The sequence below is a fragment of the Sporosarcina sp. JAI121 genome, assembly GCF_013408665.1.
GTDB lineage: Bacteria > Bacillota > Bacilli > Bacillales_A > Planococcaceae > Sporosarcina.
Map to the genome: position 1 here is coordinate 418981 of NZ_JACCCL010000001.1, position 24050 is coordinate 443030.

Sequence of the window (24050 nt, forward strand, 5' to 3'; positions counted from 1 at the left end):
GAGATTTCATGAAAATAGTAGATGTCGGTCCATTTCAAGAGGGGTTACAACGAAATCAGGCAATGCTCGGCCGTCTCGAAGATGAGATGAAAGCGATTGAATCGTCCATACAAGGACTTGTTGCGCTGGAAGATTCCTTGAAAGGACAAGGCGGGGACGCAATCCGGATGTTTTATAGCGAATGTCATTTGCCTTTTGTTCAATACTTTCTAGTTTTCAAAAACACCTATGACAGCGTTCTTGCGCAAATCAGGTCATCCCTACATTCGCTTGAACCGAGTTCGACCGGTTTCATTCGTGAAAGTTTTCTCGAAGGGGAAGTTGAAAGTGGTCTAACGGCAGTATCACAAGTGACAGCCGCGTTAACGGATGAGTCAAATACGATTATGGATCAGGTTTCAGATATTGTCGCCTTGCCTCATTTGTATGACCAGGAAGTACAGCAAGGTGTGAGTGATGGAAAAAGAAAACGTGATGAAACCGTCACCAATGTGCATCAGTTTGACGCTGAACAGACGTATGCCCTTTCAACGATTGAAAGCGACTTGAGAACAATGGAAAATTGGCTGATTGATTTGGAAGGCCTTTTTGAAAATAAACTGACGGGCATAAACTTTCCGAAGTCAGAGTGGGTTGCGTATTCTGCGTTGAATCCGTTAAAGAAAGACCTAACTCATCGGACACTGTTCGATCTGCCTTTATCTATGATGGGAAAAACGTCAACTCTCGGTGGCGTTTCAGGAAATCAAAACCTGTTTCAGTACGCAAACTCACCTCTCTTTACGAAAGGAGATTTTACAAGTATCGGATCTACCACCGGATTCCTTCAATACATGAGCAACATAGGTAGTCATGCGAAAAAAGAGGATTCTACAAAACAAACCGCGGAAACTGACTTTTTCATTGATGGAGATACTGTAAAGGTCAATGATTATGTAACTGTCACTGGTGGGGCAGGTATGTATAAAAATGATTGGTCCGGTTTTGATGGGTATGCCGTAGGGGATAACAAAATTGGTGGAAGTTCAGAGGCCAGTTTGATTCACGGAAAAGTGGACCTTGACACAGATATTGTTGATGGGGAAGGGACGATAAATGTATTAAAAGGTTCTGTTGACGCAAGAATCGGCGGGGAATCTGTGTTAGGCTTGAATTTACCACTGCCACTGGCAAAAGTTCAAGGCAGCGTTTATGAATTGGAAGGTAAAACCCAATTTGACAGAGATATGCCCTATCTTGGTAAAGTGATTGGTGGAACCGGAATAGGTGCTGGTGCCAATGTTGGTACCGCTGAAGCATATGCAGGGTTTGATAAAGGATCAGTTGGAATAGGCGCAAAAGCTTCATTATTGGAAGCGGAGGTACACCCAACAATCGGAATCCCATTCACGGATACAAACGCGAAATTTACATTTGGTGTATCCGCGGTCGGTGTTGGGGGTGAAGCAAAGATTGGTAAGGAAATATTGATAGACTTACGTTTATTATTCGGAGCCAAAGTGGGAATAACCTTTGAAAGTGATTCACAATAAGTTGCATTCTACTTAAGTACTGGAATGGAGTGTTATATAATGAATGAACAATTTCAATCAAGATCAATTGATAAAGGAAATGACCTGTTGCCAATCGGGACAGTGCTAAAGATAGATGGTGTAGAGCCTTTTATCATGATTTATGGAAGAAAACAAAACCAAGTGGACGGCGACGGGAAGATGTGGGATTATGTTGGATGTCCGTATCCGCAAGGACATCTATCTACGAACACGAATCTTTTCTTCCAGCACGAGGATATTGCCGAAGTCGTATTCAAAGGGTTTGAAACAGAAGGTGAACTAGCTTTCCGGAAAGAGTTGGACAGACTGCTTGCAACAAAAGATGTATGATAAATTACTAGATATGTTGAAGTATTGAATCCGGTGTATAAACGGAGCGAAGGCATCCCCTAGCGCCGTAGCGGTTCAATGGAATTCTTTATTTCAATTTATATCTATAAGTAATCGTCAGTAATTTTAATTCATGATTGGAGAGTCTCAAAATGAAGAAGCTATTTGTAATGTTATTCGCCGCAATCCTATTAGCAGGTTGCAACGCCGACAATGACCAAAAACCGAAGACGGGAGAGGAAGAAAACGTGAAAAAAGAGAAAGAGCAACAAGCGCTATCGATGCAAGTATTGAAAGCAGACGAGGAAAATGGCGTCACTTTGGAAGCAGAGATGTATCAACAATTGGCGGGACTTGTAGAAGCGAATCCCGCTATCGGAGTTGCAGAAGACTTCAGTATTCACGCAATTGACCTTGTAAAAACGAGTGCAGGCGAGAGTGTCATGCTATTCTTAGGCATCAACAAGTTAGAAAAGGGAATCAAAGATATTACGTTGGAATATACGTTGGGCGTAGAGACGGAAGGTACTGTGAAATATGTATTCGATCGTGAAGAAATAAAACTGCTTGAACCGTTTGCAGGCGTTATTCAGCCAAACCATGCAGTTCCATTTACCGTTCCGGTTACCCCGGAAGGAGAAAAACTGCTTCAAGTGATGACCGAAGAAAATAAAACTATGAAAATCGAAAACGCCAAATTTGATTTGGAAAAATAACAAAAGCGCTACAGCTTTTCACGAAGTTGTAGCGCTTTTGTATATGGAAAAGTGATGGAGGTCTCGAAACATGCAGAAAATAATAATGAATATACGGGAAGTATTGAAACAGTCCACAGCTGAAATTAAGGCGAATTGGAAGTTAAGTCAACGCGTACAAGGAAAAAGGAATAAAATTTCCATGTATGTATTAGTCTATATGAATACGGGTTTTTTACTAGTCTACGTAAGTCTTTGTTTGATTTCCATGCTTTATATTCTGTTTGGTATCATAGGCGGGACAATCTTGGGCATCAAGGAAAGTCCATATTGGTTCTTATTATTCCTATTGCCAATTGCCGCACTGCCCTTTTTGTATTTTGTACATAACATGTGGACATCGCACTATCCCAGCTTTAAAAAGGACTATTTAACAAAACATTCAATTCAAGTGCCGACAGAGGAATGAATTGTCTGAATAGTGTCTGATTTGACTTGGTGACTGTCACCCGTGTTTAACCGACCATATAACGCGTCTGACCGACCAAAAAACATAGCCGACCGACCGTAACACGTGGAGTAGCGGCCATATCAACCGCATGACCGACCATAAAACATGGAGAAGCGACTATATAATGCGCAGGACCGATCATAACTCCGCACACGCTTGGCGTCTTTCTCTCCAGTTTTCATAGAGGAAGGAATAAAATGAAATGCGTGACGCGCTGAGGGGAGGGGTACCTAGTTTTGAGTAGTGTTATTATCCATCGCTATTTTCATATTGTTAAAAATATGGATCTTGGCAAACAGGTGTATCCGGAGTTTGGATTGCCGATGAGTGACAGATATACAAAACCTAAAAAGCGGAATAAATGAATTGGGTGATTTATAAATGGGGAAATCAAATGCTCAAGCAGGAATCGATAAAATTACGTTGTCATATTTAAATTTGCAAACCCCTAAAGAAAACCGGAGAAATGTCATCACATTTGTCCTATTGTTCTTAGACTTTTTCGGGATTTTCCCCTTACTTGCTGAACCCTTCTCATTCGAATTTTTACTAGCAGCAGTAATTCCGACCGCCTTGTTACATATATGGGCGATTATTTACATTGTAGACCCATACCGTTTTGAGTTATCCTATTACTTGTTTTTCGGGATCTACGGAATAGTAAATACGTATGTTTTATTTCTGGTCATTCAAAAGTTCCTCTATTACCATCTCCGAGTGTCAAGTAAGTTTCCATTTATTTTCGGGATTGTACTTTTCCTTGGACTATTACTATTCATGAATGGGGTGAATTATAAAGCTCTGCATAGTGGTACTTATTATAAATTACAAAATAAGAAAGCGGGAAATACTACCTGGATTGTTACTGCGTCCGGAATCGGTTATGTAGTGGCGCAAATGATAATAACATTCATTTTTAGTGAATCGATCAAAATGATTATTATACTGTTTTTATATTCGCTTCTAACTGTATTAACCGCTTATTTTTCAACATCCATTCATCGATACATATTTTTACGAAAGAATAGGGCGGCACTCAAGAAAGTGTATCCCCATTTTGGATTACCGAAAAATCAAAGGAACCTGCGAGTGAAAAAGCGGAAGAAATAGTAATGATGACGATGAAAAACAGCTCCAGCCGGATTGCACATCTGGAATGGAGCTGTTTTTTGTTAGGGTCTAGAAAGAGAGGGGGAGGGAGTATTCTGAATAGTGTCTGATTTGACTTGGTGACTGTCACCCATGTTTATACAAGCAAAATACTAATCACCTGAGTCGGTTCACTGCCATCTAATTCAGTAAGCTCATGAATAACCCAATTACTAGATAACATCTGTTTAAGTGCAGGATAAGATTCAGACTCTATTTTCAAATGTGAAATGCCGTTATCCGTAAGTTGATAATCTCGATTCTCAATTTTATCGAACTTCATTTTCAACAAGTTTTGCAGACCTTTCATGGTAATGAACTTCACCGTATATCCATCTGAAAGTATGGATATAAATGTACTCGGGTTTTGGTCAAAAAACTTAATCAGTTCATTAAAATCAAAAGTAGGTTTCACATTCTCCCAAGGGCTAATGTTTTTCTGCTCAAGGCGGGAAAGCAGCTCATCATCCGAAATGCCGTTACCGCGAAGCGTTTCAATCATATAAGCATCCATCAATGTAATTCTGTTATTCTCCATTTTTAGTCCTCCTAGTAAAGTTGAAACGGTGACAGGGAATTGTTTGGGTGACAGTCACCCAAACAATTCTAAAACAAACATGAAAGTCCGGATAATCATGTTTGTTCCAACAATCAACGCAATTTATTCTATTATTAGTATAGGGGAGTGCATTGCGTCATTCCAACAATGCACATTCAAAAAGGACATCCGTCATCTAGTTGAATGACGGATGTCCTTTAAAACGATAGTTACGAATCTCACCATTCAATATCAGTCGGATACTCTTCATCAAAACGAATCTCATATTGTGACACACCGTGATAAGCCGCTGCTTCGCTGACTTCTGCCTGGGCTTGAATATAACGATGATCACGTTCGGCTATTCTTTTTGCCATGATGCTGATGTTATTTAGCCGTTTGTCCTTGTCCATTTTAATGAATCCGATATTAAGCTTATCGATATATTGCGTTGTATAGTTGGCATAGTCGTCATATAGACGGGAGTTGAAGTATTTCTTAATAGTGGCGAATTTCTTTTCCGTCAGCGTTTCCTGCAGACACTTCGCCACGCCCGCCTGGAATTTTCGCACGGCAGCGGCTTCCGGGTCCCAGGTGTGAACAGTTTTACCCCGTTCATACAGTACCAAAAAATCAGTTAACGACAATGAAACGAAAAGAAGTTCGGGCCATAGTACTTCGAATTGATAATAAACATTATGATCCGAGCCAACTAATCCAATATATCGCATCCGATCGCGGTCAAGACCATTCGGCACATTCACCGCTTGACGGTTTCCCATCATCGCGTGACGCAAATCGTAACAAATGGCTAGAACACGAATACGAACGCCATCATAGTCTATCCGCTCGCCTTCCTCTCCAACAACAGTATGTAACGCATCGTATAGTTCTTCAAAATCATAAATATCACCGGAAATAGTAACGCCCGCATGATTTTTAGTACTTTTCATTTGTATCATTAGATGCACCTCCGATTAATGCAGTTTCGATGTTTTTATCGTACCACATAGGGGGAGGGAAGTAGTGCAGTGATGCAAGAACAGCTGATTTGTGTATGAATTGTCTGGGTGACTGTCACCATGTTTGACCGACCATATATAAAAGCCAACTGACCATATAACATCGTAGACCAATCATATATCCCCGTGGACCGATCATATACCTTAGCAGACCAATCATAAACTACCGCGAACCAATCATATACCGAGGAAGACCGACCATATCGCTAAGACAAAATCGCTTCATATAGAGTGACAACGACACAATTACACATCGACACTTTCGTATCGGGGAATTGTCTGAATAGTGTCGGATTTGACTTGGTGACTGTCACCCAGCCAACCCACCCACCACCATCCCACACCACTCAATTCACACTATAAGTCACCAATCCTTTTGCATTTGCATACAGTGCCGCGTGTGTCCGGTCAGCTAGTTCCAGCTTTGCTAATACTTGGCTGACATGCTTTTTTACTGTGTACTCCGTAATATATAAGGCTTGTGAAATTTGTTTATTGGAGTGGCCCATGCCGAGTTCAAGTAGTACTTCCTTTTCCTTTGGCGTCAGCTGTTCGATATGCCGCTCATCTTCAAACGGGCTCTCCCGTGATTTCATCACAAAATCAAGTACGCCCGGGTCATAATACTTTCTGCCTCGGCTGATGATTCTCAAGGCATGCAGTAGTTCCTCGGGTAATGCCTCTTTCAACACATAGCCATCGACTCCAATTTCCTTCGCCCGTTCAAAGTCGTGTTCGTCCGCCGATGAAGTGAGCACAACGAATTTACTGGTTATCCCTTGCATTTTCGCTTCTGTAATTAAGTCCAAACCCGATTCATTCGCTAAACGAAGATCAACAATCGCTATATCGGGATTTACATTATGAAAAAGAATCAAAGCCTCTTTACAATTCGCTGCTTCTCCAAGAATTTCTATAGCCCCGTCTAAAGAGAGGATAGACGTTAAACCTTTTCTTACCAATGGATGATCGTCGACAATAATAACTTTCATTATCCAACCGCCTCTTCCTTCTCAAGCATCTTCAAATTTGGAATTTCCACTCGAATTTCAGTTCCTAGACCAGGTAACCCGCCAATTGAAAACGTGCCAATAAACGAACTTGCAATACTTTGCATGTTAAAGAGTCCAATACCATTTTCTTTCTTGTCATCATAATCATATAAATTAAACCCAATCCCGTTATCTTTAATTTCCAAAACAGTTTGTCCATCCGCCAAAGATAACCGGAGTTCAATAGCGGTGCATTGTCCATGCCGCACCGCGTTTCCACAAGCTTCACAGACAATCCTATATAGCGCATGCTTCAATTCTTCTGAAATCAAAACCTCATCACCCGTTAGTTGATAATCAACTCGTATACCATGCAACCTCGCAAACTCGCCCAAGTATTTTTTCAAGCGGTCAAAAAAGGGTTCGGAGCCTTTTTTCATCGAGCTGAGTCGATAGATGGCAGCCCGAAGTTCTTTTAGAGTGGTATTCGCCGATTCAGAAAGGAAAAGGTACTCATCATTCAATTCGTCATTTGTCATAACTGTACTTTTCACTTGTAAACTGTGCAGTGCACAAACAATGCCGAACAATCTTTGGGACACACTATCATGGATTTCATTGGCGATGCGATTTTGTTCTTCAATAAGGATCATTTGCTCCCGCATTTGATTGTTATAGATTCTTTCAAGCATTATTTCACTCAATTCGGCTAAAAAATCAAAAAGGCGGTTGAGGAGGAATGCCTTTCGGGCCTCACTTGTATCGGAAATCTTGACACCTAAAACACCGATGTTACGGGAGGTTCTGATTACTCTCATCCCGAACCAATCCCCGTTTAGTTCATCAACAAACAACCCATCCTTCCCACGGATGTTAGTCCATTCTTTTATCAGGGCAGCTTCTAGGCTGACTTTATTCATAGAAGAGGCCAGGTGGCTATTTTTATGGTTTACATCCGTCAACCAAAAGAAAGCTTCGTCACCTTGCGTACACTCGATGATATACGTAGTTATTTCTTTAATTAACATCTGAGGACTCTTAGTAGAAGGAAAGGTATCCATTAAGTGGTGGAGGGAAGGGATATCCTCCAGTGTATCTTGGCACATATCACTTGTTTCAATTAGATTCTTATGATTCCTTTTTAGCATATTACCAAAAATCTTTCTGATTTCCATCACTCCTCATGTCAAAATAAAAACCCGAATAAATTGAACATACTGTTCAGATTTAATCAGGTCGGTTGCACCATTAACTCCATACATCCAAGGTGCCCACATTGAGGATGTATTTCACAGTTTCCGTAATTGATATTCTTTTCTAGTTCAGTATAACCATATAACTGTAAATATCACGTCACCTCTTGCGGTTGAAGAGGTTCTTTTTATTGGATATACACTTGGATTTTAGCGAATTACGACTAAACAGTTACTTCCGATCCATCCTCAATTCAATAAACAAGTTTCTTCTATAAGATATACTCTCCCATTACTGCATTTTAGAGTATGCACTTCATCCACCAAGGAAGAAGTGAATTGGTACGAAAGTGTACCGATCCAAAACAAAAGTAGAAAACCGAGGTAGACAATCGATATCAGAAAATCACCCTTTGGAGTGAGGATGCCCGATAGGAATAAACCTATACTGAAAGTAGTTACAGAAAAGGTGATGAGCCGAAAAAGTATTGGAGGAGATTTCCATCAAAAAGTATGAAACTTACTAAAGAGGTGTCTACGATGAAAAAAGTTCTGAGCACCTTTCTGCTAATCACACTCTTATTCAGTGCAGGAACAATCTACGCTAGCAGTAATTCGGCACAAAACCTTTCTGACTGGTATAAGAAAGCATTTCAGAAAGAGAGTGAAGAATTGGGGGCAGCTACTGCAACCGGTATGATTTCGATTTTCATAGGGGTCAACACCTCGTTGAAAGAAGCAAAGAAAGACATTGATACCGTGATTGCAAGTATCAGAGGACAACGGATAAACGATGCGAAGTCGGGCATCGAAAGGTATCAGACCAAAACAATAAATAGTCTGAACACCACAGTCGCCGAACTTGAAAACGTAAACTTCGACGAATACGTGGACGGGCTGCACATTGAAGAAGAAATTGATCAAGATTTCGAAAAGATGGTAGAAGAAGTATTTGGCAAGTAAGCACTCATAAAAACCAATATGATAAAAGGGGATAGTAAATTGATTAAAACAGTAAAAGGTAAAGTAATCGCAGGAACAATGGCTTTTGGACTTGTAGCAGGTGGCGGGGTAGCGTTTGGTGCATCAGAAGCGGGAGCTAACTTGAAATCTTGGTATGAAGGGCAATTTGGCACAACAACTCAAGCTGTAACAGACCAAGTCGCAGCCCATGCGTTGGGAAAGGTTGATGGATTAACAACTGAATACAACGGACTGAAAACGGCTGCTACAAATAGCATTGATACTACAAGAGGAATGGCAACGACTGTAGGAACAACAAATATTAATGAGCAAAGCGCTGAACATATTGCCGCAATTAATCAGCAGAAAGTTGCAATCTCAAATGCAATGGCTGCTCAATTTGATAAACTTTCAAGAGACGCAGCGAACTTAATTAACGAAACTGGCACTGCAGGATTGCGAGCTGCAACAAATGATTTAACTTCACACACAGATGCAAAAGGTGCAGCGGCCCTTACGGCAGTCACAACGGATTTGGGGAATGCAAAGGGCGCGGCCGTCGGTGAATTACAAACTGCAATCACCAACGCTAAATCGGAACTTCAAACTCAATTAGCAAGGGAAAAAGCGTTGACGGTTACAGAAATCAATGGTCTAATTGATGCGAAAATCATTGAACTTCGTCGACAAATCACAAAAATTAAAAACGATTTAGTTGCTACACAACAAGGATTAATTACTGCTAAAGCAATCGAACTTGAAAAAGCTGCTAAAGCAGAAATGGCTACCTTGGTAAACGGTATTAACAAATAATCCAAACGCTCAATAAGGACCTCATCTGGTGAGGTCCTTATTGTTTTAAATGGAGGTGCAAACATGTTAAATAAATTCAAAAAGTATAAAAAAGACTTCAGTTTTAAAAAGGTTGGCCTCTTACTCGGAGCTCTCCTGTTAACGATTGGTCTGGGAAGTGGAATGAATAATGCCTTTGCAGGACAGGATGCCGGGAGTTCATTAATAAATTGGTTTGGAGCCAAAAAGACGGTATCCGAACAAGAGATATCCGAGGCAATCGTTGCAGAAAAGAACCGGCTAATGGGTGAACTCAAAATAGCCATGCAAGAAGAGAAGAGACGGGCCGAACAAGAGTTGGCGGCATTTACTGAAAAGGAAAAACAAGAACGTACGAATGCATTGCAGGAATACGCCGCTACCTTAAAAGCAAATATGAAAACCGACCTCACTGAAGAAAAAGAAGCAATCACTGCTGAGCTGGATGCGGAACATAATCAAGCCATGGAAGACTTGGAAAAACCCGCAACTCCAATCAAACCAACACCAAAGCCAAAACCAGGAACAGTAGTAAAACCGGATTCAACACCGAAACCTGAAGTAGAAACGCAGCCAGTGCCGACACCTGAAAAGGCTGAAGAGAACAAACCGGAGCCAGCACCTGAACCTGAGGCAGCGCCGGAACCATCAGCAGAAACAGAATCAGCCCAATAAAACCATGAAAACTCCTATTTCATTCAAAACGAATGAAATAGGAGTTTTCTAGTATTCGAATGTCGGTATTACCTGGGGAAAGCGGAATTGTCTCGGTGACAGTCACCAAGTCAAATTGGAAACTATTCAGATAATTTGGAGTTGATATTGTACACCACCCCTAAACAACGAAAATGCCTCCCATCATACAAAACGTAAACCTTTGGAAGTGATGGCGTGAATAAGAATCGGGTCTTATATTATTTACAAAGAAAGGGGAGAAGAGGATAATAACTAGTAAATACTTTATTGTAAAAAGGACTGTACTTCCCTTATGAAAAAAGAACATAAAAAAGAAACACGTATGCATTTCGTTTTTCGCTACTTTTTCATTTTACTAGGTGCCACGATGGCGGCGGCGTCAATTGAACTGTTCCTCGTTCCAAACTCCATTATTGACGGCGGGATCATCGGGATTTCACTTATCCTGACCTTTTTAACAGGGATTCCCTTCGGTTTACTCATTCTGATTATTAATTTGCCATTTTTATTTTTCGGTTATAAGTTCATTGGAAGAAATTTTTTCATTACATCTTCCTTTGCGATTGTTGCGCTCGCGCTTGTGGAAGTTCCACTTAAATCGGTTGAACCGTTTGTGACGGATCCACTGCTTGCGACCGTTTTTGGAGGGTTGTTGCTTGGAGCGGGTGTCGGGATGGTTATCCGTAATGGCGGCGCGCTCGATGGGACGGAGATTCTCGGTATTTTATTGACAAAGAAAATCCCTTTTTCAGTCGGGGAATTCGTTATGTTTTTCAATATCTTCATCTTTGGATGGGCAGGTTTTGTACTCGGTTGGGAGCAGGCAATGTATTCGATTTTGACGTATTATATCGCTTCGAAAACAATCGATGCCGTCATTCAAGGGTTGGATGAAACAAAAGCGGTGATTATCGTGTCGGATGAATACGAGGAACTGGGCAATGCTATCAATGAGCGTCTTGGTAGAAATATTACGAATCTTAAAGGAAGCGGCGGCTATAATAATAATGATAAAGATGTCATTTACGTAGTGGTCACGCGTCTGGAAATTAGTAAGTTGAAACATATCGTCCACGAAGTCGATGCACAAGCATTTTTAACAATCATGAACACCCAGGAAGCACACGGCGGACAGTTTAAATCGGCGATTCATTAACGCTTAAGTAAGCGGGCTGGCTAGGTGCTGGTGAATTGTGTCTGAATTGACTTGGTGACTGTCACCAAGTCAATTCAACTTAATAACGAAAAAAAGAAGTGCAGACCAAAGCCGGTCCGCACTTCTTTTCGTTAAATGGAATCCAACCTTTTCCTGTTTGTGTCCAAAGAACTGGAGAGTCTCCAACAAAACCCTTAAAGCGTCCAACCAACTCCGGAAAGTGACCCACCAACCCAGGGGAGTAACCAACCAATTTTGAAAAGTGTCCAACGAACCAGGTAGTCTCCAACAAAACCCCAAAAGCCTCCAACCAACTCTAGCAACTGTCCAACCAATCTTGAAAAGTGTCCAACGAACCGAGGAGTCTCCAACAAAACCCCAAAAGTCTCCAACCAACTCCAGCAACTGTCCAACCAACCCTGGTGAGTGTCCAACCAATCTTGAAAAGTGTCCAACGAACCGAGGAGTCTCCAACAAAACCCCAAAAGTCTCCAACCAACTCCAGCAACTGTCCAACCGACCCTGGTGAGTGTCCAACCAATCTTGAAAAGTGTCCAACGAACCGAGGAGTCTCCAACAAAACCCCCAAAGCTTCCAACCAACTTCTGCAACTGTCCAACCAACCCTGGTGAGTGTCCAACCAATCTTGAAAAGTGTCCAACGAACTGGGGAGTCTCGAATTGACTTGGTGACGGTCACCCTCGCGGTCAACAAATAAAGAAGCGCAGACCAAACCCGGTCTGCGCTTCTCTTCATTCACTTCCTGATCTCCATCTTGACATACCGATGTCCAGGTAGTTCATTTCCATAACTATCAAATGCGATAAACACACCTTCACGATACAAGTCGAAATTCGAGATTTCATTGATTTCCTTCGTAAGAGCGAACAAACCTTGCCCCCGTGGAATCAATTCATAATCGATATCACCTTGCAATGAATTGAAGCGCAACACCACTCGCGCGACATTTCCACAGCGTTCGTTAACGAACGTGCTCATGAAGAATGTTGAGCTGGTGCGTTCAAGTACCGGTGATCTGAATAATTGGCTCGCTGTCGTACACGACGGGGCAGGGATGCCACATGTCACTTCGGAAAGAATGGACTGGTAAGCTGCCCCTAGGTCGATGCTTTCCGCAACATGGTAGTATTGTCCGCCAGTTTCGTTAGCAAGTTTTTTCAATAATACTTCGTTCAAGTTCTTTTCGCTTCCAAGCCCGATTGTGTGAATTGTGATGCCTTGAGCGTGAGCTTCATCAAGCATCTTAAGAATTTTGTTTTCATTTGAATTGCCATCGGTCAAGAGAATGGCTACTTTCGGCTTGGTGTTAGTGAATGCTCCAAATGCCACTTTCATACCATCTGCAATATTCGTTCCACCGGATTCTCCTACCCTGTAAATCGTTCGTCTAACATCATAGGCAGGATTGACTCCGCTAAGTAATCTGCCTCTAGAATTAAAATCAGATGCCAAACTGTCTGATGAACCCAGTGCATCTAAAAACTGTTCTGTTTTTGTTACACGTTCGCGATACCGGTCGTTCTTTTTCATACTACCCGAAGAGTCGATGATGAACGCGACTTCCGCATTGTTGGAACAACTAAAATCACTACGTAAAGGTACGTCATATAACATTTCTTTACTATGTTTTTTATTCAATACAGATGTAATTTCATCTTTGTAACGCGGATCAACTTGATCGATTTCCGCACTGATTTCATCGAGTATTGGCTCCGTGTTCCAAATCGATCTAGTCGTCGTGGTACTTGCCACACCATTCACAAAGTAGGCATATTCATTCGACAAATAAGCACCTACAGATGAATGGAAACGGACGCGTCCAGTAAAGTTTTGAATCAATTCGCCGCCTGGACGGACTATTTTTGAGGTTACGCGATTCGACGCTACACCTTGGTTATCAAACACTTTCTCAGTTTCAATCCGCAACTCCGCTTGAGGGATGTAATCCAGCTGCACACTGACCGGCTTATGATAGCAATCCATATTCGGGTTATTTTTCCCGTTGATTTGGAATGAAAGTGTATCCTTTTGCGCCACGGTCACCGGTGGGGCAGTTATTTTCACTATCAAATCGGGGCCGTCGCTGTTAGCTGATGAGCTTGTCGATTGCAGTGCAATTGGATTGGAATTAATGCTGGCACGCACTTTTGATAAGTTGGCTAGTGCAACTTCTACCTCGGCATCTGCTACTTCAGCGGCCTGTACTGCTTTTTCTACTAACATTTCTAATATCACTACATCAGTTTCGAAACTTAATTTCATTTCCTCAGCATTTTTCACAGCCTGCCAAGCTTGTACAGCATTGGCCTGAGCCGCTGCGACCCTCTTTTCAGCTTCCTCCAAATTTAGCTTAGGCGCAAAAATCGACGTTCCAAATTTGCCATTATCAATCTTCGCCCCAGCCGTCGAAGTCACGCTAAACGACAACGAATCCTCATAACTAATCGGCTGCCCTGAACAGGTCTTCAGCGATACTGTCACAAACGTTGAATCCACGCCATTCGCAATCAGTGAACTTTTTTCAATATCAAATGCGACAAGTTGCGAATCGGAAGGCTTTGTTGCGACGGGCGGTTTTGGATTTTTCTCCGGTTTAGGGAAGAAGACGGTTTCATTTCCAGTAAAGTTTGGCGGAATGTAGCCCTTAGTATCGTCGCTGCCACTGGCTTTCTTGTTCAACCCGACCATATAACAGTCGCCGTATTTTGCAAGACGCTTGAAAAATTCCGCGGCATCTGCGCGGGTCATGGAAAGGTTCGCTCCATAATCTTTGTAATCGTTTTTGCCGGTTGCACCTGTCGCCAAATCGTTGGCATACATATAGCTCACGGCGTTTGTTTCGCTCAAATCGGACCCGCGGAATGCAGCGAAAACGCGCGCGACTTGGCCTTTCGTGATCGGCTTACTGCGCACTTTCATGTTCGTATAGCCGTTCAATGGAATGTTTTTGCTTTGCATATAACGATAATTGTCGCTGGAATTGCCCGACGAACAGTCGAAACGAACGAGTAGGGCAACGAATTGCGCCTCCGTCAATGTGGCATCAGGTTTAAATGTGCCATTCGAATACCCTTTGATAAGCCCCTTTTTGTACGCCCACTCAATGGAAGAGTAGGCTGGGTGTGTCGTTTTGACATCTTTGAAAGGGCTCGCCGCACTGGCAAATGAGGGAACTGCGATAAGCATTAAAACCGCCAAAATGACAAAGGATAGAGCCCTTTTTTTGTAAGTAATCATCAAGTTTCGTCCCTTCCTCACTCAAAAAAGAGCATGTCATCACGATAATTTTGTTTCAGATCATTCTCAAGAAAATCGAGGAATCGGACAATAAGTGCGGCAGATTGCGCCCGAGTCAACGGGGCATTCGGATTGAAACGGTTCTTTTCATCCCCGTAAATCAACCCGAGTTCCGTCGCCACATACACACTGTCTTTTCCCCAAGCTGGAATTTTATTGTTATCCACATAATTCGTGCGATAACCCGGACTCGGCGCGCGGCCTTCCATGCCTAACGCACGGACAAGGATAGCTACCGCTTGCACACGCGTGATTGGGCCATTCGGATTGAATGCATCAGGTGTGACACCGTTAATAATCCCTTTTTCAACAGCACTTTCTATGAATAAATAATCTGGATCCTTCACATGTAAATCCTTGAATATCGGTTTTTTTGGCACTTTACTCTTTTTAGGCTGTTCCAACACGCGGACGTCGACCGCTTTCAACACACCGACCGTATACTGATACCGTTTCATCGGCGTATTCGGCGAGAAGAACTGCGTTTTTTCATCAAACACACCTAAGGAATACAGTCGCTGAATATTGTCCTTCGCCCAGTGCGTAGAAATATCACGGAACTTAGGAACAATCAGCCTTTCAATTTTAGGGACATTTTCTTTTGATAAATGAATCGTCCCATTCCCGCCGCCATAAGGGATATCGTACGTATATTCACCGATCATATTGGATTTACTGATGACAGCATGTCCTCCTGTAAAGCTGGAAAGGGAAGGGTCATGCGGTTCATATTGCAGCGTACGCGATTTGCTGTCGGACACTTTGCTTGTCACAAAAGACTGTCCAGCTTTCGTACTGATTTCATAATCCATGATCTGCGTTTCAGTCGCGCCCCAGAAATTTTCATACCCCATATTCCGGCCGCTCACATGAACCGTGATCAATTCTTCCGTTTTCGTATCTTTATCAACCATTTTATATATTTTTCGTCCGGCAACATTCCCGGAATAATAATCGGAAGCGGGGCGGTTATCGCTCACCGCGCCTTGCGAAAACTGATAATCATCCAACGTATACGTTAGATTTTTACCAAAAGTCACTTTCTCAGAAAAGCTTTTCACCGACGTCTGGGAAGTCGTTTGCCCTTTATCCACATGCTTATCAAGATCCGTCACATACACGACGCTGCGCGTCAATTTATCCCCAGCCGCACTCGCCAATGTAAAACGGTACGTCGTCGTCACCAAGTCCTTATTTTCCTTCTCGGTCACAGTCGCTTTCCCCTTGAATATCTCTGGATAGCCCGTTAAAAAGAACACTTCCTCGTAATCGTATTCATTGAGGACGCCACCATTGAAGTCAGCCGGCTTAGCCTCCGCCGACGGAACCGCCAAACCTATCGAAATCAACACCGCACATACAAAAACCGCCACCTTATTAATAACAAATCACCCTTTTTAAGCTATTTTGGCTGGCGAATTGACTGGGTGACAGTCACCCAGTCAATTCTGACACAATTCAATCGACCAGCAGAACTCTGCCTTTTACCTTGGATTCGTGCAGTACGTAAACACGTTCACCCGGTTGTAGATCACATGCTTTTATCACTTTTCCGTCGCGAATGATAGTTGCTTGTTCAATGTTCATGCTAGAAATATTACCAGCTGTATTCCAGTAGCCATTCATCCACTGACTAACATTGCGGATGCTGATAACGCTTGGTTTATACGGATTGATAGCTTCAATCCTTCCGACGGACACGAGATTCGCCGTTGGTGCTTTTGGATCGATGAGATGTGCGGCAACGATGGTTTGATTAGCCACATAGAAGTAACCCCAACGCCCTGCATGGTGTCTCATTTCATCTTGCTGTGGAACGATTTTAATGACGGAACCGCCAAAGTCTTCGATTGCAACAGTATCGTTACTGAACGCGAATTTAGGTGCTGTTATCGTTCTCCAGTAATTATTCGACAGCAAGGAGGCATTTTTCAATGTCACTTTATAAGAATGGCCTGAACTGATCTGGCCAAAGTAAATCGCATGGCTCGTCAAATTCGGGCTCGCAAAACCGTCATTCGTAATATGCACGACGTTCGCGTATTGACTATTCTGTTTACCATCGGTTACAACAAATGCCGTTCCGCTTGATTGCAAACTGTTCGAAACAACCAAACGGCCATTGCGAATAAGAATTGTCCCGTCATGGTAACGGAATGAACCGGAATTTTGCAGTCCGATCATTTTCGCAGCAGTGTTGACGAACTTCATCGGCTCGTAAAACGTCCGCTCATTCGTCTTCTTGATGACCATCCTCTCAATCACTTCTTTGCCAAATTGGCTGACCGTCACGAAATAAACATCGTGATTCGCATAGTAACGAAGGCGATCCGATTTAATCTTTTCATTTCCAACATAGATGGGTATTTTTGCAGAATATGTATAGCTGCTGGTGCTTTTTGGGGCGACCGGCTGCCACTTCCAATCCCGGAACATCCGCTCATCTTTGATGTGAAGCTTATTCGTCGTCGGCTCAATGCGCTGAATCGTCCCTTTATAAAGAGCCTCCACTTGAATGCCCTGGACAATCACTTCGATGGAATCAATGAAATTCGTGTCATACTCGGAAAAGATCAGTTTAACCCGGTCTCCCTCGTACATAACGCTCAAATCCGTGAGCGCCGTCCCTTTGATGACGTCGGTTGCATCATTTATATAGTACGTTTTCGATTGGCCAGTATCGAGTCGGATCGATAGGAACTTCCCGTTTTTATCGACTTTGTTGACAGTCCCCGTCACGACTTTATCGCGGTGCTCAATTTTCGCAGGCTCCGTTCCTGTCATGCCCCGGAGTGCTTTGACACGGCGTAATTCAACATCTGCCTCGACTTCCATCCCAAGCTTGAAGGCATCGATCGTCGTCGAAACCGAATCGACCGACAGCTTCGCGAACTTATCAATATTCAACGTCGTCGTCCGACCCTGAGCATTCTTGATGGTGATGCTTTTCAACCGTTTCTCCGTCACATTTTTGCCCAGTTGCACTTCGTCATACGCCACATCCACAAACGTCCCGCTAACCGGAGCACTGGCCGAAGCCAGATTCGTTTGGAATAAACCCATGCAAAATAATGCGACTACAGTCGAATAAATATAGAGTTTCTTCATTACATACAATGCCTCCCACGTACAAATTTTGTTAGGATACTAGGTCTAAGTAGATAGATTTGTCCATAGGTAGTATATCGGAGGGAAGAAGAGGAATGTTAGGCGGAAATTTGGGAAAGAAGATATTAGTTCGGTGTTTCAGAAGGGGAGTTGTCTGAATAGTGTCTAAGTTGACTTGGTGACAGGTACTTTTAAGTGGGGGCAACCTTGGGGAGTGTCCAACCAATCTAGGGAAGTGTCCAACAAAACGGGGAGTGTCCAACAAAATCATTAAAGCGTCCAACCAAATTTAGAAACTGTCCAACCAACCTCTGGTAGTCTCCAACCAATCCTGGAAAGTGTCCAACGAACCGGGGAGTGTCCAACAAAACCCTTAAAGCGTCCAACCAAATTTAGAAACTGTCCAACCAACCTCTGGTAGTCTCCAACCAATCCTGGAAAGTGTCCAACGAACTGGGGAGTGTCCAACAAAATCATTAAAGCGTCCAACCAAATCGAGAAACTGTCTAACCAACCTCTGGTAGTCTCCAACCAATCCTGGAAAGTGTCCAACGAACCGGGGAGTGTCCAATAAAATCATTAAAGCGTCCAACCAAATCGAGAAACTGTCCAACCAACCTCTGGTAGTCTCCAACCAATCCTGGAAAGTGTCCAACGAACCGGGGAGTGTCCAACAAAACCCTTAAAGCGTCCAACCAAATCGAGAAACTGCCCAACCAACCTCCGGTAGTGTCCAACCAATCTAGGAAACTGTCCAACGAACCGGGAAATTGACTTAGTGACTGTCACCCACCCAACTCACCCAGTCCCAAAAACATAGGACTTACTCGCCACATGTCGTATAATAAAACCAACACAAGTCCCAAGACAAACGTACTCTATATAAAACACCCTACACCACTGAACCGAAAGGAGTATGCATCTTGAAAGAACAAACAAGATATTCCCGACTCGCGAATATCACAAAGCTGATCAATACGAAGCGGGAACTGCGTGAAGTATTGGAAGTTGTCACAACGGCAATATCCGAGGAAATCGTTCAATGTGATTCGGTTGGAATCTATCTGCCGCAGGACGATGGATCATTCAGAGGGTTCGTCGGGAAACCGGCACTTATCAACGGAATGACGCTCGATATGCATGTCATTGATACGGAATTTGATTTACTGGCAAAAGAAGTGATTGACACGCAAAAAACCATTTACATACCTGATACATCGAAGGACAATCGTCCAGATCCCCGGGCGGTCAAAGGGTTTCAGATTAAATCCCTATTGGCATTGCCCATCTCCCATGAGAATGAGCTGTTCGGCCTTGTATTCTTATTCGACTATGGAATTCCTATGAATTTGACAGAGTCGGAGATTCAAACAGTTGAGGCTTATGTCAATATGGCTGCCGTGGCGATTCAAAACGCGGCTAATTTATCGCGGAAAATGGATCTCATTGCCGAAAAGCAATTGCTGCTGGACGTGTCCCGCGAATTGTCGATGTGTTCATCGATGAAAGAAGCACTGGAGAAATGTTTTTACTACATAGGAAAAGTGTTGAACAATGACAATGTAGGGGTGCATTTACTCGACCCTTTATCCGAACGGAGAATTAAACCGGCCAGTTTAAGCAAGCAAAGCGACTGGACAGAAGAAGAGTGGATAGAAACACATAAACAGTCAACGATTGACGAAAGAACGGATGCGGCTTTCCAAGATGTGATCCAAACGAAAAAAGCATTATTCATTCCAGATGTTTTTGCAGATGACAGACCTAACCATGACGCTTGTCGGAGTTTTGGCATTAAGGGGATGTCCCTGTTCCCGATCGTCTCCATGGGCGAGGTGTTAGGCGTAATCGCAGTCGTGGATCTGGATGAAAAAGGGCGTGTTTATTCGGAAGCGAATTTGCAGCTGGCCCAGTCGATTATAGATGTCACCGCCTCTACGTTATCGAATTTATTATTCATGGAAAAGCAAGAAGTGATAATAGAAGAAAGAACGTCGGAAATTACGGAGAAAAACATAGAACTTGAAAGTGTAGTGACGGAGTTGCAACAGCTTAGCCGCGAAAAAGAACTGATCCTCAACTCGGCAGGCGAAGGCATATTTGGTTTGGACCTTGATGGAAAAATCACATTTTGCAACCCCGCAGGAGAATTGATGTTGGGTTATGAAACAAAAGGTCAACTGATCGGGCAATCCGCCTGCATTATCTTTAATCGTAATGATATGAAAAAATATAATAACGGCATGCCTATTATTGAAAAGAGTAGCAAGAAGTCTCACACAGAAGGCAACTTCTTCAGAAAAGACCATTCCAGTTTTCCGGTGGAATACGTGATTTCGCCCATCATGGAAGGAAACGAGATTGTCGGCGACGTCGTGACGTTTAAAGACATCACGCAGCGCAAACAAATGGAGGAAGAAATCAGATACCATGCCTACTATGACAGTCTGACAAATTTACCGAACAGAGTGCTGTTGAAAGACAGGCTGGATAATGCGATTACGCATGCCGGCGTCCATGGGGAAAATATAGCCGTTCTCTTCATGGATCTCGACCGCTTCAAATCGGTCAATGACACACTTGGGCATAGCTATGGAGACCTATTATTGGCGGACGTGGCAAATCGGTTGCGTACTTGCATTCCGAAAGATGCAACGGCGTCGCGGCAAGGCGGGGACGAGTTCATCATCGTTTTACCGCATGTCAAAAATGAAATCGATGTACTGAGGATCATTGAATGTGTCGCCGATACGTTTTCGAAACCGTTCTCGTTGCGGGGAAATGAAGTCTATATTAAAAATAGTATTGGAATCAGTCTATTCCCGAAGGACGGGCATACTGCCGAACTGCTAATTAAAAACGCGGATATCGCGATGTACCAGTCCAAAGAAGTGCCAGGTACCAGTTACAGTTTCTACAAAGCCGGAATGGATACAAGAACCTTTGAAAGCGTCAAATTAGAAAATGCATTATACAAAGCGCTGGAAAACAACGAACTCATCATCTACTACCAACCGCAAATAAACTATAAAACGAAAACGGTTGTTGGCGTGGAAGCATTGATCAGGTGGAATCATCCGACAGAAGGGTTGATATCACCGGATAAATTCATTCCGATTGCTGAAGAAACGGGGTTGATCGTCCCTATCGGCGAGTGGGTTCTTGAAAATGCATGTAGGCAAATCAAGCAATGGCAGGATCAGGGGTATCCGCTACTGAGCGTGGCCGTTAATTTATCAGTTCGCCAGTTCGAACAGAATGATCTATTTTCAATCGTCCAATCGATTTTGGATAAAACGGGGCTTTCTTCCGAATATTTATACCTCGAACTGACTGAAAATCAAATCATCAAAAACACAGAGATGACGTTGCAAACAATGGAGCAACTCAAAGCGATCGGCATAAAAATAGCGATCGATGATTTCGGTACCGGCTATTCATCTCTGGGGTATTTAAAGAACTTCCCGATTAACACGCTGAAAATCGACAAATCATTTATTCAGGACTTAAGAAAAGGCGACGACAATGCAGCCATCACGAATACCATTATTACGCTGGCTCAAAACCTGAACTTGAATGTGATTGCAGAAGGCGTCGAGACATCTGAACAAGCAGAATTTCTTTCTTCACGCAATTGTTATTTGATGCAAGGATTTTACTTTGATCGTCCCATGACGGCCGAAGATTTCGAGCAAAAACATTTCATCAATCCAGGAGTGATTTCATGAAAGCAGTCCGCGCAGTAGTCGATTATTTAAAAGGCAATAATGTAAAGTATATTTTTGGCATTCCAGCAGGGTCTGTCAATGCGTTTTTCGATGAGCTTTACGACACACCCGAAATCACACCGATTGTCACAAAGCACGAAGGGGCGGCTGGTTACATGGCTGCCGCTTATGCAAAATACACCGGACAGTTGAGTGTTTGCATCGCCTGCAGCGGTCCGGGCGGCACAAATCTTGCAACAGGCGCAGCCAATGCAATGCGGGAGCATTTACCTGTTTTATTTTTAACCGGCGCCGTGCCTGTCAACACAGTCGGATTGAATGCATCCCAAGAATTGGACGTCGAGCCGGTCTTTCGATCAGTGACAAAATATAGCGTAACGATCACCGACGCAAAAGATTTACTCAAAGAAGTCGTAAAAGCGACCGAAATTGCACTATCCGGCGTGCCTGGACCCGTTCACATCGCCATGCCGATCGATATCCAACTCGAAAATATGGAGCAGCTTGAAATTCCGGCACCTTTCAAACGAGCACCAATTGTTCCCGATAGCGGCACAATAAAAACAGTAGCTGAAGAACTCGTAAACAAGAAAAACGGTTATATTTTCGTAGGACAGGGAATCAGAAACTCCGTCGAACAAGTTCTCGAAGTAGCCGAACTGCTGGATTGGCCGATCATCACGACGCCGCAAGCGAAAGGGTACATAGCAGACAATCACCCGCTTCTAGCAGGGGTATTCGGTTTTGCTGGACACGAAGAAGCTTCCCGGTTAATTAATGAAGGCAATGGCCAGGCATTATTGGTTATCGGCTCAAGTTTAGGAGAAACGGCGACGAATAATTGGAATGAAAACCTGACTAAAAACCGCTTCACTGTCCAGATGGATTTTGACCAATCGGTGTTCAATCGCAAATATGAGGTCGATATCCCAGTATTAGGCGACATCAATTTGAGTTTAGAAGCTTTACTCGTGGAATTAAAGGCACTTGGTTTATCGAAGAAAAGCACCTCCTTCATTAAGAAAGATAGAGAAATAGAGGATAGCGCGGAATACAACACCAAAAACGTACTAGTGCAGCTACAAAAATTCGTCCCTTCATCAACCCGGTATACCATCGATATCGGCGAATACATGGCCTATGTCGTTCATCACATGACTGTACTCGATTCCGATACATATTACATCAACGTCCATTTCGGGGCAATGGGCAGCGGAATCGGCTCGGCGATCGGCTCAAAACTGGCTGAACCTGAACGCCCAGTCGTCTGCATTACTGGCGACGGTTCCTTCTTCATGCACGGCATGGAAATACTAACAGCAAAAGAAAATCAGCTTCCGATCATGTTCGTCATCATGAATAACGCGCGTTTAGGAATGGTCTACCATGGCCATTCACTGCAATATAAACGTTCACATCCAACTTTTGCACAGGAACCCGTCAACATCGCAGCGATGGCGGCGGCCATGAATATACCAAACGCGAGAATTGAAAGCATGGCAGATCTCACGCAAGACACCATCGACCGCCTGCTCGACGCGAAAGGGCCCTCTATTTTAGAAATCGTTTTAGTTGATGAATCAATTCCGCCCATGGGAGACCGCGTTAAATTCCTCTCGTCATTCGGAAAATAAGAAACGCACGGTGAATTTTGCATTGAAATTCACCGTGCGTTTTTTGAAATAACAATAATAAATAAGTGAAGTATGATAAATATTTATTGCGAAACGATAAATAGAGTGTTAAAATTAATGTAACATATAGAAGTGAGGTGCACGAATTGAAACGAGGTTCAACAAACTTTTTAAAAATAGCAGTTATTTTTCTTGGAATCCCAATTCTTGCTTTATGTATATTTGGGTTACCTATACTAGCTAAAGAAGCTACGGAAAGTAATTCGGAGTTCACTTATGTCCTATACGGCATAATAATCGTTATGTATGTATCGGCGATACCCTATTTCATTGCATTGTATCAGGCTTTTAAACTGTTAAACTATATTGACAAGAACAAAGCGTTCGCGGAAATATCTGTGAAAGCGTTAAAAAATATTAAATTTAGTGCAATCACAATCAGCGGCATATATGTGATTGGACTGCCATTCTTCTTTATCTTCGCGGAGTTAGACGACGCTCCGGGTGTCGTATTGATCGGAATGCTCTTTATTTTTGCTCCAATGGTTATCGCAGTCTTTGCCGCTGTCCTCCAAAGACTTTTGAAAGAAGCTATTACGATAAAATCTGAAAATGATTTAACGGTCTGAGGTG

At 42.9% G+C, this 24050-nt stretch carries 21 protein-coding genes and 1 riboswitch; of the genes, 13 read left to right on the forward strand and 8 right to left on the reverse strand.

The window, feature by feature from the left end:
* The first annotated feature begins 8 nt into the window (after nt 1–8).
* From HDC33_RS02010 to HDC33_RS02025, 4 genes are all read left to right on the forward strand, one after another.
* Nucleotides 9–1532: a ribonuclease YeeF family protein gene (locus HDC33_RS02010; RefSeq protein ID WP_179390861.1), complete on the forward strand. Its 1524-nt coding sequence runs from the start codon at nt 9–11 to the stop codon at nt 1530–1532.
* A gap of 39 nt (nt 1533–1571) precedes the next feature.
* Nucleotides 1572–1883, forward strand: coding sequence for a DUF4176 domain-containing protein (locus HDC33_RS02015; protein WP_179390862.1), 312 nt, complete (start codon nt 1572–1574; stop codon nt 1881–1883).
* Nucleotides 1884–2035: 152 nt separating this feature from the next.
* Nucleotides 2036–2599 carry a hypothetical protein gene (locus HDC33_RS02020; protein ID WP_179390863.1) on the forward strand — a complete coding sequence of 188 codons (564 nt, stop codon included), beginning with the start codon at nt 2036–2038 and terminating at the stop codon, nt 2597–2599.
* Between the two features lie 70 nt (nt 2600–2669).
* Nucleotides 2670–3047 carry a hypothetical protein gene (locus tag HDC33_RS02025; protein ID WP_179390864.1) on the forward strand — a complete coding sequence of 126 codons (378 nt, stop codon included), beginning with the start codon at nt 2670–2672 and terminating at the stop codon, nt 3045–3047.
* Between the two features lie 46 nt (nt 3048–3093).
* On the opposite strand, the gene HDC33_RS02030 is transcribed toward HDC33_RS02025, so the two are convergent.
* Nucleotides 3094–3231: a hypothetical protein gene (locus HDC33_RS02030; RefSeq protein ID WP_179390865.1), complete on the reverse strand. Its 138-nt coding sequence runs from the start codon at nt 3229–3231 to the stop codon at nt 3094–3096.
* A gap of 94 nt (nt 3232–3325) precedes the next feature.
* Here HDC33_RS02030 and HDC33_RS16465 point away from each other — a divergent pair, with 94 nt between their 5' ends.
* Both HDC33_RS16465 and HDC33_RS02035 read left to right on the forward strand, forming a co-directional pair.
* Nucleotides 3326–3454 carry a hypothetical protein gene (locus tag HDC33_RS16465; RefSeq protein WP_255457276.1) on the forward strand — a complete coding sequence of 43 codons (129 nt, stop codon included), beginning with the start codon at nt 3326–3328 and terminating at the stop codon, nt 3452–3454.
* Between the two features lie 16 nt (nt 3455–3470).
* Entirely contained in the window at nt 3471–4199 is a 729-nt protein-coding gene (locus tag HDC33_RS02035) for a hypothetical protein (RefSeq protein ID WP_179390866.1), read from the forward strand.
* A 136-nt stretch (nt 4200–4335) separates the two neighbouring features.
* Here the strand turns inward: HDC33_RS02035 and HDC33_RS02040 are convergent, their stop codons facing one another.
* The 4 genes from HDC33_RS02040 to HDC33_RS02055 all read right to left on the reverse strand — a co-directional run bounded on the left by HDC33_RS02040 (nt 4336) and on the right by HDC33_RS02055 (nt 7818).
* Entirely contained in the window at nt 4336–4776 is a 441-nt protein-coding gene (locus tag HDC33_RS02040) for a hypothetical protein (RefSeq protein WP_179390867.1), read from the reverse strand.
* Nucleotides 4777–5015: 239 nt separating this feature from the next.
* Nucleotides 5016–5738: a DUF6904 family protein gene (locus HDC33_RS02045; RefSeq protein ID WP_179390868.1), complete on the reverse strand. Its 723-nt coding sequence runs from the start codon at nt 5736–5738 to the stop codon at nt 5016–5018.
* A gap of 407 nt (nt 5739–6145) precedes the next feature.
* Nucleotides 6146–6790, reverse strand: a complete 645-nt coding sequence (locus HDC33_RS02050; protein ID WP_179390869.1) for a response regulator — start codon at nt 6788–6790, stop codon at nt 6146–6148.
* Nucleotides 6790–7818 carry a sensor histidine kinase gene (locus tag HDC33_RS02055; protein WP_179390870.1) on the reverse strand — a complete coding sequence of 343 codons (1029 nt, stop codon included), beginning with the start codon at nt 7816–7818 and terminating at the stop codon, nt 6790–6792. Before HDC33_RS02055 ends, HDC33_RS02050 begins: the two co-directional genes overlap by 1 nt.
* Before the next feature lie 198 nt (nt 7819–8016).
* A riboswitch (cyclic di-GMP riboswitch) is annotated at nt 8017–8099 on the reverse strand.
* A gap of 424 nt (nt 8100–8523) precedes the next feature.
* Here HDC33_RS02055 and HDC33_RS02060 point away from each other — a divergent pair.
* From HDC33_RS02060 to HDC33_RS02075, 4 genes are all read left to right on the forward strand, one after another.
* Nucleotides 8524–8946 carry a hypothetical protein gene (locus HDC33_RS02060; protein WP_179390871.1) on the forward strand — a complete coding sequence of 141 codons (423 nt, stop codon included), beginning with the start codon at nt 8524–8526 and terminating at the stop codon, nt 8944–8946.
* Nucleotides 8947–8985: 39 nt separating this feature from the next.
* Nucleotides 8986–9759 carry a hypothetical protein gene (locus tag HDC33_RS02065; RefSeq protein WP_179390872.1) on the forward strand — a complete coding sequence of 258 codons (774 nt, stop codon included), beginning with the start codon at nt 8986–8988 and terminating at the stop codon, nt 9757–9759.
* A 63-nt stretch (nt 9760–9822) separates the two neighbouring features.
* Nucleotides 9823–10452, forward strand: coding sequence for a hypothetical protein (locus HDC33_RS02070; protein WP_179390873.1), 630 nt, complete (start codon nt 9823–9825; stop codon nt 10450–10452).
* A 313-nt stretch (nt 10453–10765) separates the two neighbouring features.
* Nucleotides 10766–11629 carry a YitT family protein gene (locus tag HDC33_RS02075; RefSeq protein WP_179390874.1) on the forward strand — a complete coding sequence of 288 codons (864 nt, stop codon included), beginning with the start codon at nt 10766–10768 and terminating at the stop codon, nt 11627–11629.
* A 756-nt stretch (nt 11630–12385) separates the two neighbouring features.
* Here the strand turns inward: HDC33_RS02075 and HDC33_RS02080 are convergent.
* The 3 genes from HDC33_RS02080 to HDC33_RS02090 form a co-directional block, all read right to left on the reverse strand.
* Complete coding sequence (locus HDC33_RS02080) at nt 12386–14887, reverse strand: S-layer homology domain-containing protein (RefSeq protein WP_179390875.1); 2502 nt, start codon at nt 14885–14887, stop codon at nt 12386–12388.
* Between the two features lie 17 nt (nt 14888–14904).
* Entirely contained in the window at nt 14905–16299 is a 1395-nt protein-coding gene (locus HDC33_RS02085) for an S-layer homology domain-containing protein (RefSeq protein ID WP_370457394.1), read from the reverse strand.
* Nucleotides 16300–16405: 106 nt separating this feature from the next.
* The gene (locus tag HDC33_RS02090; RefSeq protein ID WP_179390876.1) at nt 16406–18055 is read right to left on the reverse strand and encodes a hypothetical protein; all 1650 of its coding nucleotides are present in this window, start codon (nt 18053–18055) and stop codon (nt 16406–16408) included.
* A 920-nt stretch (nt 18056–18975) separates the two neighbouring features.
* Here HDC33_RS02090 and HDC33_RS02095 point away from each other — a divergent pair.
* From HDC33_RS02095 to HDC33_RS02105, 3 genes are all read left to right on the forward strand, one after another.
* Nucleotides 18976–21783, forward strand: coding sequence for a bifunctional diguanylate cyclase/phosphodiesterase (locus HDC33_RS02095; protein WP_179392584.1), 2808 nt, complete (start codon nt 18976–18978; stop codon nt 21781–21783).
* Nucleotides 21780–23417 carry a thiamine pyrophosphate-binding protein gene (locus tag HDC33_RS02100; protein ID WP_179390877.1) on the forward strand — a complete coding sequence of 546 codons (1638 nt, stop codon included), beginning with the start codon at nt 21780–21782 and terminating at the stop codon, nt 23415–23417. Before HDC33_RS02095 ends, HDC33_RS02100 begins: the two co-directional genes overlap by 4 nt.
* A 146-nt stretch (nt 23418–23563) precedes the next feature.
* A complete protein-coding gene (locus HDC33_RS02105) occupies nt 23564–24046 on the forward strand; it encodes a DUF2975 domain-containing protein (RefSeq protein WP_179390878.1) in 483 nt (160 codons plus the stop codon).
* Nucleotides 24047–24050: the final 4 nt, after the last annotated feature.